Source organism: Pseudosulfitobacter sp. DSM 107133, from assembly GCF_022788695.1.
In the GTDB taxonomy this organism is placed as follows: Bacteria; Pseudomonadota; Alphaproteobacteria; order Rhodobacterales; family Rhodobacteraceae; genus Pseudosulfitobacter.
This window is the reverse complement of the sequence record NZ_CP085154.1, coordinates 2,067,457-2,086,423: the sequence shown is the minus strand read 5'-3', so window position 1 is coordinate 2,086,423 and position 18,967 is coordinate 2,067,457. Positions and strand designations below refer to the sequence as shown.

The 18,967-nt window shown below is 60.3% G+C and carries 17 protein-coding genes; 10 read left to right on the top strand and 7 right to left on the bottom strand.

Annotated elements, in window-relative coordinates:
* Positions 1 to 68: 68 nt before the first annotated feature.
* The 5 genes from DSM107133_RS10270 to DSM107133_RS10250 all read right to left on the bottom strand — a co-directional run bounded on the left by DSM107133_RS10270 (position 69) and on the right by DSM107133_RS10250 (position 5,381).
* The gene (locus DSM107133_RS10270; RefSeq protein ID WP_114295380.1) at positions 69 to 1,394 is read right to left on the bottom strand and encodes a branched-chain amino acid ABC transporter permease; all 1,326 of its coding nucleotides are present in this window, start codon (positions 1,392 to 1,394) and stop codon (positions 69 to 71) included.
* Entirely contained in the window at positions 1,391 to 2,401 is a 1,011-nt protein-coding gene (locus tag DSM107133_RS10265; RefSeq protein ID WP_114295379.1) for a branched-chain amino acid ABC transporter permease, read from the bottom strand. Before DSM107133_RS10265 ends, DSM107133_RS10270 begins: the two co-directional genes overlap by 4 nt.
* Before the next feature lie 72 nt (positions 2,402 to 2,473).
* Positions 2,474 to 3,298: an ABC transporter ATP-binding protein gene (locus tag DSM107133_RS10260; protein ID WP_114295378.1), complete on the bottom strand. Its 825-nt coding sequence runs from the start codon at positions 3,296 to 3,298 to the stop codon at positions 2,474 to 2,476.
* Entirely contained in the window at positions 3,295 to 4,077 is a 783-nt protein-coding gene (locus DSM107133_RS10255) for an ABC transporter ATP-binding protein (RefSeq protein WP_114295377.1), read from the bottom strand. Before DSM107133_RS10255 ends, DSM107133_RS10260 begins: the two co-directional genes overlap by 4 nt.
* A 107-nt stretch (positions 4,078 to 4,184) precedes the next feature.
* Positions 4,185 to 5,381 (bottom strand): ABC transporter substrate-binding protein, encoded by a 1,197-nt coding sequence (locus DSM107133_RS10250; protein WP_114295376.1) that lies wholly within the window; start codon positions 5,379 to 5,381, stop codon positions 4,185 to 4,187.
* A 180-nt stretch (positions 5,382 to 5,561) separates the two neighbouring features.
* Here DSM107133_RS10250 and DSM107133_RS10245 point away from each other — a divergent pair, with 180 nt between their 5' ends.
* Complete coding sequence (locus tag DSM107133_RS10245) at positions 5,562 to 6,668, top strand: PQQ-dependent sugar dehydrogenase (protein WP_114295375.1); 1,107 nt, start codon at positions 5,562 to 5,564, stop codon at positions 6,666 to 6,668.
* On the opposite strand, the gene DSM107133_RS10240 is transcribed toward DSM107133_RS10245, so the two are convergent.
* Positions 6,669 to 7,673, bottom strand: coding sequence for a GlxA family transcriptional regulator (locus DSM107133_RS10240; RefSeq protein ID WP_114295595.1), 1,005 nt, complete (start codon positions 7,671 to 7,673; stop codon positions 6,669 to 6,671).
* A gap of 213 nt (positions 7,674 to 7,886) precedes the next feature.
* Here DSM107133_RS10240 and DSM107133_RS10235 point away from each other — a divergent pair, with 213 nt between their 5' ends.
* Entirely contained in the window at positions 7,887 to 9,260 is a 1,374-nt protein-coding gene (locus tag DSM107133_RS10235) for a 3-deoxy-7-phosphoheptulonate synthase class II (RefSeq protein ID WP_114295374.1), read from the top strand.
* Between the two features lie 69 nt (positions 9,261 to 9,329).
* On the opposite strand, the gene DSM107133_RS10230 is transcribed toward DSM107133_RS10235, so the two are convergent.
* Positions 9,330 to 9,992, bottom strand: coding sequence for a PAS domain-containing protein (locus tag DSM107133_RS10230; RefSeq protein WP_240310686.1), 663 nt, complete (start codon positions 9,990 to 9,992; stop codon positions 9,330 to 9,332).
* A gap of 258 nt (positions 9,993 to 10,250) precedes the next feature.
* Between DSM107133_RS10230 and DSM107133_RS10225 the strand changes: the two genes are divergently transcribed.
* The 8 genes from DSM107133_RS10225 to pstA all read left to right on the top strand — a co-directional run bounded on the left by DSM107133_RS10225 (position 10,251) and on the right by pstA (position 18,954).
* Positions 10,251 to 11,165 (top strand): YicC/YloC family endoribonuclease, encoded by a 915-nt coding sequence (locus DSM107133_RS10225; RefSeq protein ID WP_240310685.1) that lies wholly within the window; start codon positions 10,251 to 10,253, stop codon positions 11,163 to 11,165.
* 6 nt (positions 11,166 to 11,171) lie between these two features.
* Positions 11,172 to 11,831, top strand: a complete 660-nt coding sequence (gene gmk, locus DSM107133_RS10220) for a guanylate kinase (protein ID WP_114295371.1) — start codon at positions 11,172 to 11,174, stop codon at positions 11,829 to 11,831.
* A complete protein-coding gene (locus tag DSM107133_RS10215; protein ID WP_114295370.1) occupies positions 11,828 to 12,352 on the top strand; it encodes a gamma carbonic anhydrase family protein in 525 nt (174 codons plus the stop codon). Before gmk ends, DSM107133_RS10215 begins: the two co-directional genes overlap by 4 nt.
* 1 nt (position 12,353) lies before the next feature.
* Positions 12,354 to 13,541, top strand: a complete 1,188-nt coding sequence (locus tag DSM107133_RS10210; protein WP_114295369.1) for an aminotransferase class I/II-fold pyridoxal phosphate-dependent enzyme — start codon at positions 12,354 to 12,356, stop codon at positions 13,539 to 13,541.
* Between the two features lie 32 nt (positions 13,542 to 13,573).
* Positions 13,574 to 14,617: an ATP-binding protein gene (locus DSM107133_RS10205; protein WP_114295368.1), complete on the top strand. Its 1,044-nt coding sequence runs from the start codon at positions 13,574 to 13,576 to the stop codon at positions 14,615 to 14,617.
* Positions 14,618 to 14,934: 317 nt separating this feature from the next.
* The gene (locus DSM107133_RS10200; RefSeq protein WP_114295594.1) at positions 14,935 to 15,975 is read left to right on the top strand and encodes a substrate-binding domain-containing protein; all 1,041 of its coding nucleotides are present in this window, start codon (positions 14,935 to 14,937) and stop codon (positions 15,973 to 15,975) included.
* A gap of 124 nt (positions 15,976 to 16,099) precedes the next feature.
* On the top strand, positions 16,100 to 17,611 hold the full coding sequence (gene pstC, locus DSM107133_RS10195) for a phosphate ABC transporter permease subunit PstC (protein ID WP_240310684.1): 1,512 nt from the start codon (positions 16,100 to 16,102) through the stop codon (positions 17,609 to 17,611).
* Complete coding sequence (pstA, locus tag DSM107133_RS10190) at positions 17,611 to 18,954, top strand: phosphate ABC transporter permease PstA (RefSeq protein ID WP_114295367.1); 1,344 nt, start codon at positions 17,611 to 17,613, stop codon at positions 18,952 to 18,954. Before pstC ends, pstA begins: the two co-directional genes overlap by 1 nt.
* The last annotated feature ends 13 nt before the right edge of the window (positions 18,955 to 18,967 follow it).

The window sequence follows — 18,967 nt, the reverse complement described above, 5'->3', positions numbered from 1 at the left end:
TTCTGCTCAAACAAAAAAGGCCCGCGCGTGGTGCACGGGCCTTTTCTGAATTCGGTTTATGATCGGTGTCACCGCTCGGGGATCAATCCGCGCGGGCTGAACCGTAGCACCAGCAACAATACCAGACCCATCGTCAGCAGACGCATATGCGCCGCACTTTCGATCAGGTGCACCTTCAGCGGCGATCCGTCGGTCATGCCCGAGGTGATGGCCTGCATCAGCAACAGCCCCATAGGCTCGACCTGAACCCACAGGAACCAGATCAGGAAACCACCCAGCACAGCGCCAAGGTTGTTGCCCGATCCGCCGACAATCACCATCACCCAGATCAGGAAGGTAAAGCGCAGCGGCTGGTAGGTGCCCGGTGTCAGCTGACCGTCCAGCGTCGTCATCATCGCACCGGCAATGCCACAGATCGCACTGCCCAGGATGAACACCTGCAAATGCCGCGCGGTCACGTCCTTGCCCATGGCTTCGGATGCGTTTTCGTTGTCGCGGATGGCGCGCATCATGCGACCCCATGGGCTGTGCAGCGCCCGCTGTGCCAGCACGAACAGGATCACCAGAACCACGGCGAACAGACCCGCGTAGACCAGCTTGACCCAGATCGTGGACGCGGTGACGGGGTCCATACCCAGACTTGCAGCCCGTTCCAGAAACGCAGGATCGCTTTGCAGCTCGATCTCGTAGGGGGCCGGGCGGGGCAGGCCGATCACGTTTTTCACACCCCGGCTCAGCCAGTCCTCGTTTTTCATCACGGCGATGATGATCTCGGCGATGCCCAGCGTGGCGATGGCCAGATAGTCGCTGCGCAGGCCAAGAGCCGTCTTGCCGATGATCCACGCCACGCCTGCCGCCAGCAGCCCACCAACGGGCCATGCCACCAGCGTCATCCAGCCCCATGCAGCCCCACCGGGGTTAAGGCCGCCCAGATAGCCGGTCGATGCAGGATCAATCGCCTCGATCCGTGCGACCGACGGGTCAAACAGCGCGCGGTACACAAAGAACCCGCCAATGAGCAGCACCAGTACCACAACCGTGCGCAGCCAGCCTGCAGGCATCCGTTTGATCACCAATGCGGTTACCACAATCGTTGCGGCCCCCATCAGCAGGGCAACGATGACACCGCCGCCGCCTGCGGCCCAGGCTTCGGTGGTCGGGGGCATGGACACCAGAACCGTGGCCAGACCGCCCAGGGCGACAAAGCCCATGATGCCGACATTAAACAGCCCCGCAAAGCCCCATTGCAGGTTCACCCCCAGGGCCATGATCGCGCTGATCAGGCCAAAGTTCAGGATAAACAGCGCCGAGTTCCAGCTTTGCAGAAATCCCGTACCGAGGATCAGCACGGCAACCAGCGCGAAGAGCGCAGTGTTTTTGAGTGTCTCGTTCATACCGATTTCCCCGCAAACAATCCGGTGGGCCGGAACAGCAACACGATCAGCAGGATCACGAAGCTGACGGCGAATTTATAGTCGGTGCTCAGAAGCTGGGCCAACCCGTCGGGGGCCAAACTTTCGGGCAGAGCATAGCCTGCAACCTTTTTCCACGCATAGGTCACCATGACTTCGGAAAAGGCGATGGTGAACCCGCCCGCGATGGCACCCAGCGGACTGCCCAGACCGCCAACGATGGCGCTGGCAAAGATCGGCAGCAGCAGCTGGAAATAGGTGAACGGCTTGAACGACTTGTCCAGCCCGTAAAGGACGCCCGCCACGGTCGCCAACGCGGCCACGATCAGCCATGTGATCATCACCACACGCTCGGGGTTGATCCCCGACAACAGCGCCAGATCCTCGTTGTCGGAATAGGCGCGCATGGATTTGCCGGTGCGGGTGCGGTTCAGGAACCAGAACAGGGCAATCACCACGAGCACGGCGGTAATCACCGTGATCCCTTGGGTGGTTTTGATCGCCAGCCCTTCCTCAAGCCCGGTCATCTCCTTGAACGTGCGCACCGAGACGATAAACCGTTCGCCATCGGCAAAACGCTGGTCGTCGGGGCCAATGATGAAGCGCACCAGACCGTTCATGATGAACATCACGCCCAGCGACACGATCACAAGGATCACCGGCTTGGCCTTTTGTTCGCGGTAGAATTTATAGACCACACGGTCCGTGAACAGCAGCAGCGCCATACAGCCCAGAATGCCAAAGGGCAGGGCCAGCAGCGCCGTGGGCACCGGCCCCAGCGAGATGCCCCAGCTTTGGAACAGCCAGGTGAACAGGATGGTCACCATGGTGCCGAAGGCCATCGTATCGCCATGGGCAAAGTTGGAAAACCGCAGGATGCCATAGATCAGCGTGACCCCCAGCGCCCCCAGCGCAAGCTGGCTGCCATAGGCAATCGCGGGGATCAGGACAAAGTTGGAAAGCGCCACAAAGGCGTTGAGAAGATCCATTATGCACGGCCTCCGGTATGGTTAGTGCCCTTGAGGCCGTGATGGCGGGCGTAGAGTGACAGATACATATCCTCAGCCCCCCAAGAACGATTTGCGGACTTCGGGATCGGCCAGCAGTTCCTTGCCGGTGCCCGTGAACGCATTCGCCCCTTGCACCAGAACATAGCCTTTGTCCGCAATCTCAAGCGCCTGACGCGCGTTCTGTTCCACCATCAGGATCGGGATGCCGGTGCGGGCGACCTCGATGATGCGGTCAAACAGCTCGTCCATGACGATGGGGCTGACACCCGCCGTCGGTTCGTCCAGCATCAACACCTTGGGCCGTGTCATCAGCGCGCGACCCACGGCGACCTGCTGGCGTTGACCGCCCGACAGCTCGCCCGCCGCCTGACGGCGCTTTTTCTTGAGGATGGGGAACAGGTCATAGACCTGCGCCATCGTATCGCGGAAATCATCGCGGCGGATGAAAGCGCCCATTTCAAGGTTCTCTTCCACCGTCATCGAGGTGAAAATGTTCGAGGTTTGCGGGACAAACCCCATGCCCTTGGCCACGCGGTCCTGCGGGCTTAGGTCGGTGATATCCTCGCCGTCCAGCCGGACCGAGCCCTGGCGCACGTTCAACATTCCGAACACGGCCTTCATCGCGGTGGATTTGCCCGCACCGTTGGGGCCAACGATCACGGCAATCTCGCCTGCGTCCACGGCCACGGTGCAATCGTGCAGGATGTCGGGGCCGTTGCCATAGCCGCCCGTCATGCTGTCACCGATCAGAAAGGCGTTGCGCGTGTTCATCGCACCGCCCGTGCCGGGGTGGGCTGACATGGTGCCGCCGCCCTTGGGGTTGGCGATCGACGCATCCTTGTTGCCGCGTCCGTCGGTATAGGGATTGCCACTCATGCGCCCACCTGCTCTTTGTTTTTCAGGCCGGTGCCCAGATAGGCCTCGATCACGTGCTCGTTGGCCTTGATCTCGTCCAGCGTACCTTCGGCCAGAACCTTGCCTTCGGCCATACAGATGACCGGGTCGCAAATCTTGCCGATGAAATCCATGTCGTGTTCGATGACGACAAATGTATAATTGCGCTCCTGGTTCAGGCGCAGGATCGCGTCGCCAATGGTGTTCAGCAGGGTGCGGTTCACACCGGCGCCGACCTCGTCCAGAAACACGATCTTGGCGTCGACCATCATGGTACGCCCCAGTTCCAGCAGCTTTTTCTGCCCGCCCGAGATCTGGCCTGCCTTGTGGTCGGCCAGATGTTCCACCGTCAGAAACTCCAGAACCTCGTCGGCCTTGGCGCGCAGGGCGCGTTCCTCGTCAGCGATGCGTTTGCGGCCGAACCAGGTGTTCCACAGGGTTTCGCCCGACTGGTTGCCCGGCACCATCATCAGGTTTTCGCGGCAGGTCATTGACGAGAATTCATGGGCGATCTGGAACGTGCGCAGCAGCCCCTTGTGGAACAGCGTGTGCGGCGGCAGGCCGGTTATGTCCTCTCCGTTCATGGTGACACGGCCAGAGGTTGGTTTAAGAACCCCCGCGATCACGTTGAAAAGAGTTGTTTTTCCTGCGCCATTAGGGCCAATCAGCCCGGTGATCGACCCCGGCTGGATCGACAGGCTGGCGCCATCCACGGCGTGAAAGCCGCCAAAATGTTTATGAATGTCGTCGACGACGATCATCGGCGTTGTATCCCCTGTGTGTATGCGGCCCTCATTGAACGGGGTCCGCTTCATACTGGAAACGGCCCGAAAGTGACTTCGGGCCGTCTCGACGTTTCGAACTTGGATCAGCGGTATTTGATTGTGGAATACTTGCCGTCAGCGAATTCGATTTCCTGATAGTTGCCAGCCGATTCACCGGGTCCGATCAGTTCAACGGCGGATGCGCCTTCATAGTCGACATCCTTGCCTTCTTTGAGCAGCTCAAGTGCCTTGGCCAGTTCACCGGGATAGATTTTCTCGCCGGGTGCGTTGGCAACGTCCATGACCTTGTCTTTGAAATCGGCCGAGTCCATCGAATCTGCCGCCTGCATCGCCAGCATGATCAGCGCCGCAGCGTCATAGCTTTCCGGGGCGAATGCGCCGGTACCGTCAAAGCCGGCCGCTTTGGCCAGTTCGACGAACTTGGCAGCGCCCTCGCTGTCGGTGCCGGGATAGGCGCCATACGAGCCGTTCAGTTCAGCACCGAAGTTTTCATTCAGCTTTTCACCAACCATACCGTCGGGGAAATAGAACGTGTCAAACGCACCCGTGTCGATGGACGAACGGACAATGCCCGAGCCGCCCTGGTCAACATAACCGGCGACGACCAGCGCTTCACCGCCCGCCGAGGCCAGCGCGCCGACTTCAGCCGAATAGTCCGCTTTGCCGTCTTCGTGCGCTGTCGAGATGGTGACAGTCCCGCCGGCTGCTTCAAAAGCCGCCTGGAACGAATCTGCCAGACCCTTGCCATAGTCGTTGTTGGTATAGGTCAGCGCGACCTCCTTGACGCCGCGATCTTGCAGGATCTCGGTCATGATGACGCCCTGACGCGCATCCGATGGGGCGGTGCGGAAGAACAGGCCGTCATCTTCGGCTGTCGACAGGCCGGGCGATGTGGCCGAAGGCGAAATCATCACGATGCCGTTAGGGCGTGCTGCGTTTTGCAAAATCGCGCCGGTCACGCCAGAGCAGTCCGCACCCATGATCGCGTTGACCTTGTCGGATGTGATCAGACGTTCGGCAGCCGAAGTGGCGGCACCGGCGTCGATGCATGTGCTGTCGCCGCGGATTGACGTTACTGTTGCACCGTCCAGCAGCATGCCGCTTTCGGTTACTTCGGCCATCGCCAGTTCAGCGCCCGCGCCCATGGCAGGTGTGATCGATTCCAGAGGGCCGGTAAAGCCGAGGATCACGCCGATTTTGACCTCTTTCGCGTGGCCGGCAGCAAAAGCCGAACCCGTCATCAAGGCGGTGGCCGCGGTGGCCATCAAAAACTTTTTCATATGGTAACTCCCTTATTGGAACTTTGCGTTCTGGATCGAAGCCTAAGCAGGTCGTTCTGAAAAGAAAAGGCATATTAGGCGGCTTTGTCCCGATCTAACATCATTGGAAAGTCAGGATTTTCGACCTAGCTGTATATTTTGGAAAATAATTCCAACAACAATTTGGAGGCCCCGGTGCGAATGAAAATGATTCTGTCAGTGATGTGGGCGTTTTGGGCCGGGTTCGTGGGCCCACAGGCCCATGCGCAACAGACTTCGGCGGGTTCTGTCAGCTTCTCTGCACAGGTCGATAATCTGGATGCGCCCTGGGCCTTTGCATTTCTGCCGGATGGCGCGCTGCTGATTACCGAACGCGCAGGCAAACTGTGGCATGTGTCAGCAAACGGTGCGCGCACCGATGTGTCTGGCGTCCCGCAGATCGCGGCAAACGGGCAGGGCGGGTTGCTGGATATCACCCTGCCACGCGATTTTGCAGACAGCCGCACGGTCTTTCTGACCTATGCCAAACCTCAGGCCAAAGGCGGCGCGGGGACGGCGCTGGCGTCGGGCAGGCTGTCGCCAGACGGTTCTGCGCTGCGCGACGTGCAGGTGTTGTTCGAGATGAAGCCCGGCAACCGGGGCGGCGCGCATTTCGGCAGCCGTGTGGTCGAGGCGACGGATGGCACGCTGTTCGTCACCATGGGCGAACGCGGACAACGCCCGCTGGCACAGGATCTGGCACAGCATAACGGCAAGATCGTGCGGGTGATGCGTGACGGTTCGGTGCCTGCGGACAACCCCTTTGTGGGGCGGTCCGGCGCTTTGCCCGAAATCTGGTCCCTTGGTCATCGCAACCCGCAGGGCGCGGCGCTGGACAGCGCGGGGCGTCTGTGGGTTGTCGAACACGGGGCCAAGGGCGGTGACGAGGTGAACCTGATTGTCAAAGGGGGCAACTATGGCTGGCCGGTGATCAGCTATGGCCGCCATTACAGCGGTGCCAGGATCGGGGAAGGCACGCACAAGGAGGGGATGCAGCAGCCCGCGCATTACTGGGACCCGTCCATCGCCCCATCGGGCGCGATGTTTTATGACGGCACGATGTTCCCCGAATGGCAGGGTGATCTGTTTGTCGGATCGTTGAAGTTCAACTATATCAGCAGGTTGCGCATCAAAGGTGGCGCTGCGCAAGAGGTCGAGCAGATCAAATCAGTCCAAACAGCGCGCGTCCGCGACATCCAGACAGCGCCAGATGGCAGCATTTGGTTTCTGGCGGTCGCTGACGGCACGCTGTACCGGATGGCGCGGTAATCAGATGCTTAGACGTGCCGCGTGCGAGCCGCGCTCGCGGTAGGGGGTGGTGTCGTAATGCGCACGATAGCATTTCGAGAAATGCGAAGGCGAGGCAAAGCCGCAGGCCAAAGCCACGTTGATGACGCTCATATCGGTCTGCATCAACAGGTTGCGCGCTTTTTGCAGGCGCAGTTCCATGTAATAGCGTTTGGGTGACCGGCTGAGATAGCGGCGGAACAACCGTTCCAGCTGGCGGGTCGACATGCCCACATCCTTGGCCAGAACCGACGGGCTGATCGGCTCTTCGATGTGGGTTTCCATGATCTGGATCACCTGACTCAGCTTGGGATGGCGCACGCCGATGCGGGTGGGCACAGACAGGCGCTGGGTGTCCTGATCGGTGCGGATCGACGAATAGATCAACTGATCGGCAACCGCATTGGCCAGATCTTCGCCGTGGCTGTCGGCAATCAGTTTCAGCATCAGGTCAATCGACGAGGTGCCGCCCGCCGTGGTGATGCGTGTGCCATCCACGACAAAGACCGATTTGGTCAGGTTCACCTCTTCGAATTCTTCGGCAAAGCTGTCCTGATTTTCCCAGTGAATCGTTGCCTTTTTGCCATCCAGCAATCCTGCACGGGCCAGTGAATAGGCCGCGGTACACAGCCCCGCCATGCGCAAGCCCTTGCGCGCCTCGCGGCGCAACCAGTTCAACAGGCGCTTTGTGGTGGCGTCCTGTACATCGATTCCGCCGCAAACCATCACGATGTCGTCACGAGTCAGCTCTTCCAGATCGCCTTCCAGCTTGAACGCGGTTCCGGCAGAACACACGGCCGTGTCGCCGCCTTCACCTATAATCTTCCATTCATACAGCTCGCGCCCGGCCATACGGTTGGCGATGCGCAGGCTTTCGACCGCCGCGGAAAAACACAACAGCGTAAAATCATTCAGCAAAACAAAGACGTAGCGTTGCGGTTTCTCGACCGATTCCGGTCGTGTGGCAGCGGTGCGCGTTTGGGACATCGCGGCGTCCTTCTCATACAGTTTCGACGAAGACACGACACCTGTCCACAGACGTCTTTTTCATCGGGCCTTTTGCGGCCATGGCGAAGACACTGCCCATGCATGTGCTGCGACGTCAAGTGGTCGCAATTGACGTATGGCCAGTCTTAGCACGCTTTTGTATAAGCGCCTGCACACAGTGGCTGGATAGCAGCCCGAACACGGAGAGACGTTATGAGCGAATGGTCGAAATCGGATTGGCGCAACAAGCCCCAGATCCAGATGCCTGACTATATGGATAAGGCAGCACTGGATGCGGTGACCGCACAGTTGTCCAAGTATCCGCCGCTGGTCTTTGCGGGCGAGGCACGCAAGCTCAAGGCGCATCTGGGTGCGGCCAGCCGTGGCGAGGCGTTTCTGTTGCAGGGCGGCGATTGCGCCGAGGCCTTTGATCAGTTCAGTGCCGACAGCATCCGCGACACGTTCAAGGTGATGTTGCAAATGGCGATGGTTCTGACCTTTGGCGCCAAGGTGCCTGTGGTCAAAGTGGGCCGCATGGCGGGCCAGTTCGCCAAGCCGCGCAGTGCACCGACCGAGGTGATCGACGGCGTCGAGCTGCCCAGCTATCGCGGTGACATCATCAACAGTCTGGACTTCACGCCCGAAGCGCGTATTCCCGATCCCGCCAAGATGCTGCAAGCCTATACACAGGCGGCAGCCACGCTGAACCTGTTGCGGGCTTTTTCGACCGGGGGTTTTGCCGATATGAACCGCGTCCATTCGTGGACGCTGGGCTTTACCGATGGTGATGATGCCGCGAAATATGCCGAGATTGCCAACCGCATTCAGGACACCATTGATTTCATGGGGGCCGTCGGCATCAATTCGAACAACACGCACGAGTTTTCGACGGTTGATTTCTACACCAGCCACGAAAGCCTGCTGCTGGAGTATGAAGAGGCGCTGACACGGATTGATACGACCACTGGCAAATGGCTGGCTGGGTCGGGGCATATGATCTGGATCGGAGACCGCACGCGCCAGCCTGACGGGGCGCATGTGGAATTTGCCCGTGGCGTTCAGAACCCGATCGGTCTGAAATGTGGTCCGACAACCACGGCTGAAGATCTCAAGGTGTTGATGGCCAAGTTGAACCCCGAAAACGAAGCGGGCCGTCTGACCCTGATTGCACGCTTTGGTGCGGGCAGCGTGGGCGACCACCTGCCACGTCTGATCAAGGCGGTGCAGGAAGAAGGTGCAAATGTGTTGTGGACCTGTGATGCAATGCACGGCAACACGATCAAATCGTCCACGGGTTACAAAACCCGTCCGTTTGAAAGTGTGCTGCGCGAAGTGCGCGAATTCTTCGGCGTCCACGAGGCCGAGGGCACCATCCCCGGTGGCGTGCATTTCGAGATGACCGGGCAAGACGTGACCGAGTGCACCGGTGGTGTACGGGCCGTCAGCGACGAAGACCTGTCAGACCGCTACCACACCGCCTGCGATCCGCGCCTGAACGCCAGCCAGTCGCTGGAACTGGCATTCCTTGTGGCCGAAGAACTGACCGCCCGCCGCAATGGTCGCAACGGGCAACAACAAGCGATGTGATCGCCTTTCAGCAAGGATTTGATGATGAAATCCTTGCTGTTTACCTTTTCTGACAAAAGATGCGCGCGCTCAATTTGTATCGGCGTCGTTCTTGACCAAGCGCAAATAGGGAACGTCACCGATCCGGCGTCCTTTGACAAAGGGTTTTGCAGCTTCAGCCATGCCGGTTTCGCGCCGCGGTGTTTCGGGTTGCGGGGCATTCGTGGGCATCGGGGCGGCTGCCGGCGCCGCGATGTTCCTGATATTCACAGCTTCAATGTCAAAACGCCGTGGTTTGCGTCCAATGGTGCCACGCGCCACGAAACACCCCAGTGCCCGGCTGACATCACCCAGATCGCTTTTCAGCGGCAGCAAGATCATCCGCGCTTCAAGCGTAGGTTTGTCGAAACCGGACGGCGATGCCAGGCGCAATTCGCTGACCGCAGGGCGCTGGAACACCTCTTCCAGCGTATCGCTTAGCTGGCGACGTCCATCGGGCGAGACCAGCGAGGTCAGCGGCATACCGCGCACTTCCATGCCCATCAGATCGCTCAGGTGGCTGCCCGCAATGCGCAAACGCGCCATGCCCGGGGCGATGCGTTCCAGGATAAACGTATATTCCAACGCAGATTCGATCCCGCGCGGATCAATCTCGGCCCGCTTGGGCATCATGCGGCTGCCGCGCAACGCCTGCCAGTACCCTTCCACCTGGGATAGGGCGGAAAAGCCGGAATCTGCCTGAAAGTCCGTCATAGCCACAACATTTCGCGGGTTCCTGTCAAAGAAATCCATCGCCACCACACCTTAAGCTGTTTGTGTGGCACGGTCTGCCACCAAGTTACCAAACCATTAATACCTGATACTATCGTTAATCGGGCCGATATCTTAATAGATGGTTAACGCGCGCGGTTTCATTAGAGTGCGCGCGGATTATTGCTTGCTTCTTTATGGGCCCAGACCCTGGTGCGCTTTGGGTTGCCCAGCATACCCCATTGGCCGTATTGCTCGGACATGAGCCAAATATCCCAAACCCCCGCCCTTCATTCGATGACCGCCTTTGCCACCTGCGCAGGGGAAAGCGGCGCCTATCGCTGGAATTGCGAATTGCGCAGCGTCAACGGCAAGGGGCTGGACATTCGCGTGCGCGCACCCGACTGGGTTGACGGGTTGGAGGTCGCCCTGCGCGGGCTGGTGGCGGCGCAGGTGACTCGGGGCAATGTGACACTGAATGTGCGCGTCAGCCGCGAAGACGCCTCTGGCACACTGCAAGTCAGCGCGGGGCAGTTGTCTGCGGTGCTGGCCGCACTGACCGAGATCGAGTCGCAGGCGATGGATCTGGGTCTGTCGCTGGCCCCGTCCAAGGCCACCGATATTGCGGTGATGCGAGGCGTGCTGGAACAATCCAGCGGCGAACAGGATATCGCGCCCTTGAAAGCGGCACTTGAAGCCGATGTCGCCGCGATGCTGCGCGACTTTGTGCAGATGCGCGCGGGCGAGGGCGCGGCACTGGCAAGGGTGCTGCACGGGCAACTGGATCAGGTTGCTGCGCTGACAGCCGAAGCCGCACATATTGCCGAGGCCCGCAAAGACGAGGTGGCGCAGGGTCTGCGCCGCAACCTTGCCCGCATCGTTGAAAATGCCGACGGTCTGGACGCGGCCCGCATCGCGCAAGAGCTGGCCCTGCTGGCGGTCAAGGCCGACATCACTGAGGAAATCGACCGTCTGGGCGCCCATGTCGCTGCGGCGCGTGATCTGGTCAATGTCGCCGGTCCCGTGGGCCGCAAGCTGGATTTCCTGATGCAGGAGTTCAACCGCGAGGCCAACACCCTGTGTTCCAAGGCGCAAAATACCGAACTGACGCGGGTGGGGCTGGCGCTGAAGGCGCTGATCGACCAGATGCGTGAACAAGTGCAGAATGTGGAGTAACCGCCAATGACCAACGAACGCCGCAAGAATGACCGTCGGGGGTTGCTGATGATCCTGTCTTCGCCTTCGGGTGCGGGCAAAAGCACATTGGCCAAACGTCTGCGCGCCTGGGACACCTCGATCAGCTTTTCGGTTTCTGCCACGACACGCCCGCCGCGTGTGGGTGAGGTGGACAAGTTCGATTATCACTTTGTGTCTGAAAACGACTTTAAAACCATGGTCAACAACGACGAGATGCTGGAACACGCCCACGTCTTCGGCAATTTTTACGGCTCTCCCACAGCCCCCGTACGCGAGGCGATCGAGCAGGGCAACGATGTGCTCTTTGACATCGACTGGCAGGGCGCGCAGCAGATCCGCAATTCGGCGTTGGGCATGCACACGCTGTCGGTGTTCCTGCTGCCGCCCAGCATCACCGAACTGCGCCGCCGCCTGGAAGCGCGCGGGCAGGACAGCAAAGAGGTGATCGACCAGCGTATGAAGAAGTGCTGGGACGAGATCAGCCATTGGGACGGATATGACTACGTTTTGGTCAACGACGATCTGGACGAAACCGAGGACAGCCTTAAAAAGATCATCGACGTCGCGCGGATGCGGCGCAGCCAGCAGCCGAACCTGACCGAGCATGTGCGCAAACTTCAATCCGAGTTTCAGGAGCAGTTATGACCATTTTCGCCTTGGGCGCGGATCGCCCCGACATTCACCCCGACACATGGGTCGCGCATGACGCCAACCTGATCGGCAAGGTTGTGATGGAAGAGGGCAGCAGCGTCTGGTTCGGGGCCACCATCCGCGCCGACCACGAAGAAATCCGCATCGGGCGCGGCAGCAACGTGCAGGAAAACTGCGTGATGCACATTGACGCGGGCTATCCGCTGACCATTGGTGAAAACTGCACCATCGGGCACAAGGTCATGCTGCATGGCTGCACCATCGGCAACAACAGCCTGATCGGCATGGGTGCGACCATCCTGAACGGGGCAAAGATCGGCAATAACTGCCTGATCGGGGCAGGGGCGCTGATAACCGAAGGCAAGGTGATCCCCGACGGGTCGCTGGTGATGGGCGCGCCGGGCAAGGTGGTGCGTGAACTGGACGCCGCCGCGATCAAAGGGCTTGAGGCCAGTGCGCTGCATTATCAGGACAACATGCGCCGTTTCCGCGATACCATGACCAAGGTCGGCTGAAATGCGCAACGAAAAAGGGTCGCTGATCCGCCCCGTCCCGCTGCCCGGCAGCGCATCGCGCCCGGTGGTCACGCCGCTGTCGCCCTCGGTGGTCTATGCCAGTGACACGCCCGACATGCTGGACCGCCAGTACGAAGGTGATCTGCACGGCTATACCTACAGCCGCGAGGGTCACCCCAACGCGGATGTGGTTGCGGGCCTGCTGGACCGTATGGAAAACGCACCGAACCCCGGAGTTGTGACGTCAAGCGGCATGGCGGCTGTGTCTGCTGTTTTGCTGGGGCTGCTGAAATCGGGCGATCATGTGATTGGCGGCAACCAGCTGTATGGCCGGTCGCTGCGCATGATGGCCGAAGACCTGCCGCGTCTGGGCATCGAAACCACGCTGGCCGATCCTGGCGACGTCGATGCGGTGCGCGCCGCCCTGCGACCCGAGACGCGGATGATTCTGGTCGAGGTGGTGTCGAACCCGACGCTGCGCGTGGCCGATATGGTGGGGTTGGCAAAACTTGCGAAAGAAACCGGCGTGCTGCTGGTGGTCGACAATACGTTCACCACACCGCGCGCCTATCAGCCGTTTGAACATGGCGCCGACATCGTCATCCATTCGGTGACCAAGCTGCTGGCGGGCCATTCCGACGTGATGCTGGGCTATGTCGCGGCGCGTGATGCGGCGATCAACACGCGGTTGCGGGACTTTACCGTGACGGCGGGCATGACACCCAGCCCGTTTGATTGCTGGCTGGCCGAGCGCGGGATGCTCAGCTTTGATTTGCGGTTCGAGCGGTGCCAGTCCACAGCGATGAAACTGGCCGATGCCCTAAGCACTTGTATCGGCGTGAAACGGGTGATCTATCCGGCCCGTCACGACCATCCCGACCACGACCGCGCTGCCGATCTGCTGAAAGGACGCTGGTGCAATATGGTCAGCTTTGAACTGGACGGCGGGCGCGCGGCTGCGAATGCGTTCACCACTGCCGCCGAGGGGCTCAGCTTTGCGCCGACCCTTGGGGACGTGGGCACCACGCTGTCGCATCCGGCCTCGTCCTCGCACCGTGCGCTGAGCGCTGAACGCCGCGCTGCCCTTGGCATGTCCGAAGGGTTTTTCCGCGTGTCCGTCGGTCTGGAAGACCCCGATACGCTGGTGGCGGTTTTTGAACGCGCAGTTGCCGCCGCGATGCAGGGCTGAGGGCGGTGCCACAAGATCATGTGATCCGTGCCATGCTTGAGGCGCTGCCGATGCCGGGGCTGGTGGTCAACCAGTCCGAGGTGATCGTCGGGGCCAATCTGGCTGCGCGCAACCTGATTGGGCAGCGGATCGAGGGGCGGCCCTATGTCACCATGCTGCGCCAGCCGTCGCTGCTGGACGCGGTCGAGGCCTGTCTGCGCGAGAGCAAGACGCGCACGGCGCCCTATCTGTCAAACGACGGCGCGCAGCACACCACGTTTTCGGTGCATGTGGCACAGGTTGTCGCCGACGGTGATGCGCCGATGGTGTTGCTGACCTTCGAGGATGTGACCCATGTGCAGCAAGCAGGCCAGATGCGCCGCGATTTTGTGGCCAACGTCAGCCACGAACTGCGCACACCGCTGACTGCGCTGATGGGGTTTATCGAAACCCTGCGCGGTCCTGCGCGCAATGATCCCGCAGCGCAGGCGCGGTTTCTGGGCATCATGCAGGATCAGGCCGAGCGGATGAACCGGCTGGTTGGCGATCTGCTGTCGCTGAGCCGTGTCGAGGGCGACGAGCGGGTGCGGCCGACAACGCAGGTGAACCTGCGTGAATGTCTGGCGTCGGTTGTGGCGCTGATGACGCCGTTGGCGAACGAGGCGGGTGTGACGCTGGTGTCTGATCTGGGCGACGAACCGGTGGTTGTGGCGGGCGACCGTGACCAGTTGGTGCAGGTGGTCAGCAACCTGATCGAAAACGCAATCAAATATGGCGGCAACGACCGCAGGGTTACTTTGCGGCTGGCTGTGGATGACTATCTACGGCCACTGCGCGGCCCGGGTGCAACCATTGCGGTTGCGGATGAGGGGCCGGGCATTGATCCTGTCCATCTGCCACGGCTGACCGAACGGTTCTATCGCGCCGACAACCACCGCAGCCGTGAACTGGGGGGGACGGGGCTGGGGCTGGCCATCGTTAAGCACATCGTCAACCGCCACCGTGGACGGCTGCGCATTGACAGCGTGCTGGGGCAGGGAACGACGGTGCAGGTTGTGCTACCGTGGGTGCCGTCCGGGGAAAACCTGGCCACATAGGTCAGTGCCCGGCCGTCGCACCAACGGTGCGCCGGTGATAAATGTGTTGCCGACAGCCGTTCACTTTGCGCACACCGAAAGGCCGACGGTGCTGTGCATCGCGATGCCGGGCTTTGGTGAAGTATGGACAGACCTGGAATTGTCCTGCCCAAAACCCCAATCCCTTAAAAAAACGCACGCAAATCCCGCTTTCCTGCCGGTTGTCATAAAACCGTTACGCAACTGTCACAAAAGCATAGCGTCCGGGGCCTAGGTCGGCGGCAAGGACGCCAATGGGGGTGCTCCACGACTATGAAACACGCAAACAGGAGACTGAAATGTCCTTTGTAAAACTTGCAACTTCCACATTCGCCATCGCGGCTGTCGCTGCCGGTGCTGCTGCCGCCCGTGACCAGGTTCAAGTGGCCGGTTCTTCGACCGTTCTGCCCTATGCCTCGATTGTGGCCGAAGCCTTTGGCGAAAACTTTGACTTCCCGACACCTGTTGTGGAATCGGGCGGCTCGTCCGCCGGCCTGAAACGCTTTTGTGAAGGCGTGGGCGAAAACACCATCGACGTGGCCAACGCCTCGCGCAAGATCAAGGACAGCGAAGTCGAAGCCTGCGCCGCCAATGGCGTGACCGACATCATCGAAGTCCAGATCGGTTATGACGGCATTGTTTTCGCCAGCGACATCAACGGCAAGAGCTTTGAGTTCACGCCGACAGACTGGTACAAGGCCCTGTCCGACAAAGTCGTTGTAGACGGCGCGCTGGTCGACAACCCCTACACCACATGGGATCAGGTGAACCCCGCGTTCCCCGCCCAGCCGATCCAGGCCTTTATTCCCGGCACCAAACACGGCACGCGTGAAGTGTTCGAAGAAAAAGTGATCCTCGCAGGCTGCGAAGAAACCGGTGATTTCGAAGCGTTCAAAGCTGCCAACGGCGACGACAAGAAAGCCGCTGAAAAGGCCTGTATCTCGCTGCGCACAGATGGCAAGTCGGTCGACATCGACGGTGACTATACCGAAACACTGGCCCGCATCGAAAGCAATGCGGACGGCATCGGCGTGTTCGGTCTGGCCTTCTACGAAAACAACACCGACAAGCTGCAAGTGGCAACCATGTCGGGTGTGACACCTTCGACCGAAAGCATCTCGACCGGCGAATACCCCGTGTCGCGTCCGCTGTTCTTCTACGTCAAGAAAGCGCACATCGGCGTGATCCCCGGCCTGAAAGAATACGCTGAATTCTTTGTCGCTGACGAGATTGCAGGCCCCGACGGCCCACTGGCTGCTTACGGTCTGGTGGCTGATCCCGAACTGTCGAAAACCCAAGCCGTGGTTGCCGACGAAGTCGTCATGGGCGGCGCGTCCTGATCTGCGATTGAACAACAGGAAGGCGGCGCAGCCAAAGCGCCGCCTTTCATCAATCCCGTCTTGAGACGCATCAAGACAAATGACGATTTGGGTGTGCAATGGCCCACCCGCCGGGGGATAGAGAATGTCCGATCTTATTAACGACCTCATCGGTGGCAGCACTGCCGGTTTGATGGTCATTGTGGTGCTGGGGCTGTCTGCCTTGGGGTTCTATATGGCCCGCAGCCGCGCGATAGCCTCTGGTGGTGGCGACCGCCGCAACCTTCACTCACTGCCAAACTATTACGGCTGGAACGCCGCCATGATGACCGCAGTGCCCGCATTGGGCGTTCTGGTCATCTGGCTTTTGGCGCAACCGATGATGATCGACAGTGCCGTGTTCAAGACAATCCCCGACAGCGCAATTGCCGAAGGCTCGTCACGCGGGTTGGTGATGAGCGATGTACGTCGGCTGGCCGACGGTCTGGACGTGATCGTGCAGCGTGGTGTGATGGACGCAGACCGCGCGGCCACATTGGATGCAAGCACCACCGATCTGCGCGCCACCTTGGCCGCCGAAGGCGTGGCGCTGGGGTCGGTCGTAGAACAACCGGTTCTGGACGCGGCCCAGATGTATCGCGCACAATCCTCTACGGGCCGCTTCTGGATGACGGTTCTGGTCTCGGTGATCGCGCTGCTGGCGTTTGTGCTGTCGCTGCGTCTGGCCACCGCTGATTTCCGCGCACGCAACGTGGTGGAAAAGGGCATTCTGGCGCTGCTGATCCTGTCGGCCAGCATCGCGATCCTGACCACGGTGGGCATCGTATTGTCGATGCTGTTTGAATCGATCAACTTCTTCCGCCTGCATTCCTGGACCGACTTTTTCTTTGGCAGCACATGGGCCCCGAACTTTCGCGGTGACAGCGACCTGTCGATCCTGCCGCTCTTGTGGGGCACGCTGTATATCTCGATCATCGCGCTTCTGGTGGCCGTGCCCATCGGGCTGTTCTCGGCCATCTACCTCAGCGAATACGCAGGCCCCAAGGTGCGCAGCGCAGCCAAGCCGCTGTTGGAAATCCTCGCCGGTATTCCCACAATCGTCTACGGTCTGTTTGCCTTGCTGACGGTTGGCCCCGCATTGGTCAAGATTTTTGGCCGCGGCGAAGAGGGGCTGTTGGGTGTCGAATGGATGAGCGGGGCCACATCGGTGCTGACCGCCGGTCTGGTGATGGGCATCATGTTGATCCCTTTTGTCAGCTCGCTGTCCGATGACATCATCAACGCGGTGCCGCAGGCGATGCGCGACGGCTCGCTGGGCCTTGGTGCCACGCATTCCGAAACCATCCGTCAGGTGGTGCTGCCCGCCGCGCTTCCCGGCATCGTCGGTGCCATTCTGCTGGCTGCCAGCCGCGCCATTGGCGAAACCATGATCGTGGTGCTGGGGGCAGGGGCCATTGCCAAGATTTCGGCCAACCCGCTTGAGGCGATGACCACCATCACCACCCGTATCGTCAGCCAGTTGACGGGCGACACCAACTTTGCCAGCCCCGAAACGCTGGTGGCCTTTGCCTTGGGTCTGACCCTGTTTGTCCTGACCCTGGGGCTGAATGTGATCGCGCTTTATATCGTGCGCAAATACCGCGAGCAGTATGACTGATGACTGACATGACATCCGACACCCCGCACGTTCACGGCTCGCTTTTGCAAGCCGACGCCCGCACCCGCAAACGCAACGCCGCCGAAACACGGTTCAAGTTCTACGGCATTGCGGCAATTGCCGTGGGTCTGCTGATGCTGGCTATCCTGCTGGTCAACATCGTTGGCCGCGGAACAGGCGCCTTTACCCAGACGTTCGTGACGCTGGATGTGGCCTTGCTTGAGGCAAAGCTGGATAAGAACGGCAACCGCAACATTGAAGAGATGAAGAAGGTTTCGACCTTTGGCTATGCGCCGCTGCTGAAAACGGCGATGGCAGACATGGTGGAAAAGACCGGCATGGACGGCGATATCCAGGCCGCCGACATGGCCGACATCCTGTCCAAGGGTGCACCGGCGCAGCTGCGGGATTATGTTCTGGCAAACCCGCAGATGGTCGGACAGGTTGTGCAGTTCAACTTTCTGGCCTCCAGCCGTGTTGATGGTTATCTCAAGGGCCGCGTCAGCCGGGAGAGCATTGCAAACGACAAGAATATCAGCTCTGAACAGCTTGATTTTGTGGATAAACTTGTAGAAATGGGCACGTTGAAGAAGAAGTTCAACCTGTCCTTTATCACCGGTGCGGACGCGTCAGACGCACGCCCCGAAGCGGCCGGCATGGGGGTTGCGATGGTCGGGTCGTTCTTCATGATGTTGGTGGTGCTGGTCCTGGCGCTGCCCATCGGGGTTGCGGCCAGTATCTATCTGGAAGAATTCGCGCCCAAGAACTGGATCACGGACATCATCGAGGTCAACATTTCGAACCTGGCAGCGGTGCCGTCGATCGTGTTCGGTATTCTGGGTCTGGCGGTTTTCATCAACTATATGCACCTGCCCACATCAGCGCCGCTGGTCGGCGGTCTGGTGCTGACTTTGATGACGCTGCCCACGATCATCATTTCGACCCGCGCGTCGCTGAAAGCCGTGCCGCCGTCGATCCGAGATGCGGCTTTGGGGGTAGGGGCGTCGAAAATGCAGTCTGTATTCCACCATGTGCTGCCCTTGGCTGCACCCGGCATCCTGACAGGCACGATCATCGGTCTGGCACAGGCGCTGGGGGAAACCGCACCGCTGCTGCTGATCGGTATGGTGGGCTTTATCGCATCGAACGCACCCGACGGTATCGCCAGCGGGCTGCTGTCTCCGAACTCGGCCATGCCTGCGCAAATCTACGAATGGGCCAAACGGGCCGACCCGGCGTTTTATGAACGCGCGTGGGGTGGTATCATCATCCTGCTGGTCTTCCTGCTGGCCATGAACACAATCGCGGTCATCCTGCGGCGGCGCTTCGAGCGGCGTTGGTAAGAAAGGAACGATG

Bases quoted from the DNA above. Each gene is read 5' to 3' on its own strand.
- pstC (WP_240310684.1), top strand. From the start codon at position 16,100: ATGTCCGATCTTATTAACGACCTCATCGGTGGCAGCACTGCCGGTTTG.
- DSM107133_RS10270 (WP_114295380.1), bottom strand. From the start codon at position 1,394: ATGAACGAGACACTCAAAAACACTGCGCTCTTCGCGCTGGTTGCCGTG.
- DSM107133_RS10235 (WP_114295374.1), top strand. From the start codon at position 7,887: ATGAGCGAATGGTCGAAATCGGATTGGCGCAACAAGCCCCAGATCCAG.
- DSM107133_RS10265 (WP_114295379.1), bottom strand. From the start codon at position 2,401: ATGGATCTTCTCAACGCCTTTGTGGCGCTTTCCAACTTTGTCCTGATC.
- DSM107133_RS10225 (WP_240310685.1), top strand. From the start codon at position 10,251: ATGAGCCAAATATCCCAAACCCCCGCCCTTCATTCGATGACCGCCTTT.
- DSM107133_RS10215 (WP_114295370.1), top strand. From the start codon at position 11,828: ATGACCATTTTCGCCTTGGGCGCGGATCGCCCCGACATTCACCCCGAC.
- DSM107133_RS10245 (WP_114295375.1), top strand. From the start codon at position 5,562: ATGAAAATGATTCTGTCAGTGATGTGGGCGTTTTGGGCCGGGTTCGTG.
- DSM107133_RS10255 (WP_114295377.1), bottom strand. From the start codon at position 4,077: ATGATCGTCGTCGACGACATTCATAAACATTTTGGCGGCTTTCACGCC.
- pstA (WP_114295367.1), top strand. From the start codon at position 17,611: ATGACTGACATGACATCCGACACCCCGCACGTTCACGGCTCGCTTTTG.
- DSM107133_RS10260 (WP_114295378.1), bottom strand. From the start codon at position 3,298: ATGAGTGGCAATCCCTATACCGACGGACGCGGCAACAAGGATGCGTCG.
- DSM107133_RS10240 (WP_114295595.1), bottom strand. From the start codon at position 7,673: ATGTCCCAAACGCGCACCGCTGCCACACGACCGGAATCGGTCGAGAAA.
- DSM107133_RS10205 (WP_114295368.1), top strand. From the start codon at position 13,574: ATGCTTGAGGCGCTGCCGATGCCGGGGCTGGTGGTCAACCAGTCCGAG.
- DSM107133_RS10210 (WP_114295369.1), top strand. From the start codon at position 12,354: ATGCGCAACGAAAAAGGGTCGCTGATCCGCCCCGTCCCGCTGCCCGGC.
- gmk (WP_114295371.1), top strand. From the start codon at position 11,172: ATGACCAACGAACGCCGCAAGAATGACCGTCGGGGGTTGCTGATGATC.
- DSM107133_RS10230 (WP_240310686.1), bottom strand. From the start codon at position 9,992: ATGACGGACTTTCAGGCAGATTCCGGCTTTTCCGCCCTATCCCAGGTG.
- DSM107133_RS10200 (WP_114295594.1), top strand. From the start codon at position 14,935: ATGTCCTTTGTAAAACTTGCAACTTCCACATTCGCCATCGCGGCTGTC.
- DSM107133_RS10250 (WP_114295376.1), bottom strand. From the start codon at position 5,381: ATGAAAAAGTTTTTGATGGCCACCGCGGCCACCGCCTTGATGACGGGT.